This is a genomic window from Azospira sp. I13, assembly GCF_003112695.1.
Classification (GTDB): Bacteria; Pseudomonadota; Gammaproteobacteria; order Burkholderiales; family Rhodocyclaceae; genus Azospira.
The window spans coordinates 1-3,956 of sequence record NZ_BFBP01000009.1; the positions used below are offsets into that span (position 1 = coordinate 1).

The 3,956-nt window shown below is 63.1% G+C and carries 1 protein-coding gene; it reads right to left on the reverse strand.

Annotated features, from left to right (window positions below; all coding sequences use genetic code 11):
* Window positions 1-3,956, reverse strand: a 3,956-nt coding sequence (locus tag AZSI13_RS08360) for an MBG domain-containing protein (RefSeq protein ID WP_109040719.1), incomplete at both ends; no start/stop codon positions are given.

The window sequence follows — 3,956 nt, forward strand, 5'->3', positions numbered from 1 at the left end:
CCCAGGGTGTCGCCATTGGCCAGGCTGCCGCTGCTCAGGGTGAGGAAGCCGGTGGTGGGGTTGGCCTGGCCGTAGCTGCGGCTTTGGTTGCCGGCCTGGAGAACGATGGGGCGGGGGGTGATGGCGAAGGTGTCGCCCACAAAGGTGATGGTGTAGTTGGTATTGTCCAGCGAACCGCGACCAATGGCGTAGCTGCCCACGTTTTCCCCCGCGCTGCGGCTAAGGGCGCCGCTCAGGGTGTCGCCATTCACCAGATTCGGGGCGCTCCATGCCAGCAGGGGATCCGCATTGCCATACACCTTGCTATCTGCCTGGGCGGTTACGGTAAGGGCCCGGGGGGTGATGCTCAGGGTGCCGCTTTGCACGGCCAGGCTGTAATTGGGATTGCCCAGGGTGCCCGGCGTGATGGCATAGACCCCCACATTGTTGCCGGCTTGCCGGCCCAGGCTACCGCTCAGGGTGTCGCCTCCCAACAGACTGTTGCCCGGGGCAAACTGCCAGGTGAAGGCCGGGTCGGCATCACCGTAGAGGCGGCTAACGGCATCGGCAATGATGCTGAGGGGGCGGGGAGTGATGCTGAAATTGGCTCCCTGGAAGGTGATGGCGTAGTTGCTGTTAGCCAGGGAACCCTGGTTGATGGCGTAGGTGCCGGCATTACTGCCGCCTGCCCGGTTCAGGCTACCGCTCAAGACGTCGCCGGCCACTAGGCCCGAAGTGCTCCAGGTGAGGGCCGGGTCGGCATTGCCATACACCTTGCTGACGGCATCGGCAATGACGGTGATGGCCTTGGGGGCCACGGAGACCGTGGCATCCCGGTTGCCGTTCAGGTCATAGCCCAGTTGCTCGGAGTAAGCCCGCAGGCTGTAGGTGCCGGCGTTGATGGCGCCCTGGGCTGTGCCACCGAAAAGCAGCTTGTCGGCCTGGGTATTGGGCGCATCCGCCGTTCCACCGGCAAAGGCTTGACCGTCGTAGACCTTGCTGACGTTGGCCACACCGTTCAAGGTGGCCGGGGTGAGGAAGGCGCGCAGCAAGGGCTGGCTGTCTCCTTCGTAGATGCGCCAGATGGCGTTGCTACCTCCCTGCGTTGCAATATCCCAGTTCGCGAAAGCCGCAGCCTGGCGCATCTGGGTATTCGAGAGACCCGTGCCCACAGCACTGTTAGAGCGTCCCGTGGTAGTCACATTCCACAGGCTGTCCTGGACAGAGGGTGTGCTCAGACCGCTCATTTGCCCTACCAGCCCGCCAGCCAGATAGCCTATCTCGGCACTGACGGCACCACTGGCATAGCTGTTGGAGACGATGATGGTGTTGCCATAGTCACCTGCGTTCACATGGCCGATCAGCCCGCCCGTTCCGTTCTTCGTGGAAAAGTCGTCTCCCGTCGAATGGACGCTGCCGCTGGCGTATGAATCCCTCAGAAGGACGACGATGGAATAGTCATTGGTGCCCAAGCTGCCGATCAGGCCGCCCACGGCGTTGTGTCCCTGCACCGAGGCGCTGGAAAAGGAGCGTCTGAGTCCCATGTTCCAGTCATTGCCATAGGCGGAACCGATCAGTCCGCCGACGGAAATGCCGTTACCCGAGACGGAGCCGGTGGAATAGCTCTCCTGAATCTCGCTGTAAGAATTGCTGGGGATGTTGCCCAGGAGGGCGCCCACATTGTTGTTGCCCCGGATGTCTGCATTCTGCAGACCCAGTTGTTCAATGAAAGTGGAGCCGGAATAGCCGATCAGCCCCACGTTGTCCTCCGTGGGGCGGTGGATGGTCAGGTCCCGGATGACGTGCCCTTGCCCGTGGATTCCTCCCTTGAAAGGGTTCGCCATGTCGCCCAGGGGAACAAAGCCGGTGGAACGCCACATGCTGCCAGGCGCAGTGCCGGCTACGGCCTGGTTGATTTCGGAAAGGTCGATATCCCGGGTCAGGTAGTGGCTATGAATCGGGGAGATCAATTGCAACTGGTGGGCATTGCTCACTGCCACGCCGACTTCGCTGGAAAGGAAGGGGCGGGTTTCTCCTTCGAAGAGAATCCAGCTGTTATTGCCGCTACCGGTCACGCAGCGCCGACCGCTGCATGTCCAGGCCCCCAGGCCGGCATAGGCGCTGCTGGAATAGGCCGAAAGGTTGCCCAGCGCACTGCTGACGGCGCTGGCGCCACTGCCCGCGATCAGCGTAGAGGTGGGCGCCCCCTGGCTTTGACCGGTGCTGGTGCTATCCCAGTACGCGGCGTACAGGACGAGCACGGGCATGTAGGCGTTGCCGCTGCTGCTGATCTGTCCCAACACCCCATTGGCGTTGGCCAAGGCCGTCACTGGGCCTGAGGCATGAACGCTGGACAGAATGGTGTTTCCAGAATTTCCCGCAGCGTAGCGACCAATGATGCCTCCGGCATTCTGGTTGGCGCTGACAGCGCCGGTGCTATAGAGATTGTAAAGATTGACGGAGGCGTAACTGCTGGCCATCAGGTCGCCGACAATGCCACCAGCGTTATTGCCGGAGGCCGTGACGGTCACGTTGGCGTGGGATTCCGTTACCTCGGCGCTGTTGGAAGCCCCTAACCGCCCGACCAAGCCGCCGATTTCGCTGATGCCGCTGACCTTGCCGCTGACATGAATGCCGTAAACCGATGGACCGCCGAAATATCCGGCGATGGCCCCCACCTGGGAATAGCCCTTGATGTCCACATTTTCCAGCCACAGATTGCTGAGGCGGGTTGCGTCGGTCGTGCCGCCGAAGAGACCCACCATGTCGGTGTCGGGCCGGTTGATGGTGAGATTGCTGATGCTGTGTCCCAGGCCATCCAGACTGCCCTGAAAGGGTACCGTGGAGAAATTGCCGATGGGCGTGAAGCCTGCGCCGCTGTTCCAGTTGCGGGTAGCCGAGGCGTCAATGTCGGCACCGAGCACGTAACGACCGCTGAGGTTGCCGCGCATCCCTTGCAGGTCGGTCCCATTGCTGCTGCCCGCGCTGCCCAGGCTGGTAATGACCTGGTAGGTGAGCAAGGTGCCGCTGCTGCCATTCCGGGTGCTGAAGTTCTGGCCCGCCGGCAGGTTGATCATGCCGGGGATGAAGTAGTTGCCATTGCCGCCACTGGGCTGCCCCTGGCTATATTCGAGAGACAGGCTGGCGCTGCCGGAGCCATCCAGCACGCCATTGACGTAGATATTGCGCTCGGCCGACAAGGTCAGCTTGTTGGCCCCCCAATGCACCCGGTCATTGACGAAAATGTCGCCATTGCCCCCGGCACTCCCCTGGGTCGCTGTGCTGATGGTCACATTCCCCTGGGTCAGGTCATTGCTGAGCGTATCCCCGGAGATATTGCCGGGCGGGCCGCCGTAGGGGCCGCTGCCGATCAGAAAATCATTCGGATCAATCAACCACGTCCCGCTCTTGCCTCGGGCGGCCAGGGTGGTGACCTTGCGGTTGCCGGGCAGGGAAACCTTGGCCGCGCTGGTTTCGACGAAGCCGCCATTGCCGCTGGTGGGGGCGGAGGCATCCAGCACCCCGCTGTGCTGCACTTCGCCATGGCTCATGTCGGCCAGCAGCAGGATCTTCCCCTCCTTCTCCTGCAAGGTGCGGGCCTGGACGGAGCCGCTGTTGGCCACCACGCCAGCCGAGAGGGCGTCGGCGGCCTTGCTGGTCATCACCACCTGGCCCCCATCGGCCACGATCATCTGCTTGTTTTCGATCAGGGTCTTCACCGTGGCCGGGGCTACGGCCACCTGGAGGAAGCCGTTGGCGCCCCCTTCCAGGGTGACCTTGTCGCCGGCCGCCAGGGCTACGCTGCCCAGGCGGGCGCTGACGATGCCTTCGTTCTTCACCGTCGGCGCCAGCAGGGCCACTAGGCCGCCATCCCCCGCCTTGAGTTCGCCCTGATTGAGGATGGCGCCGGTGGCGCCGTTGCGGGTGAAGCGCAGCTTGCCGGCGAGGAAGTCTTCGTTGGTGATGTCCAGGGTGGA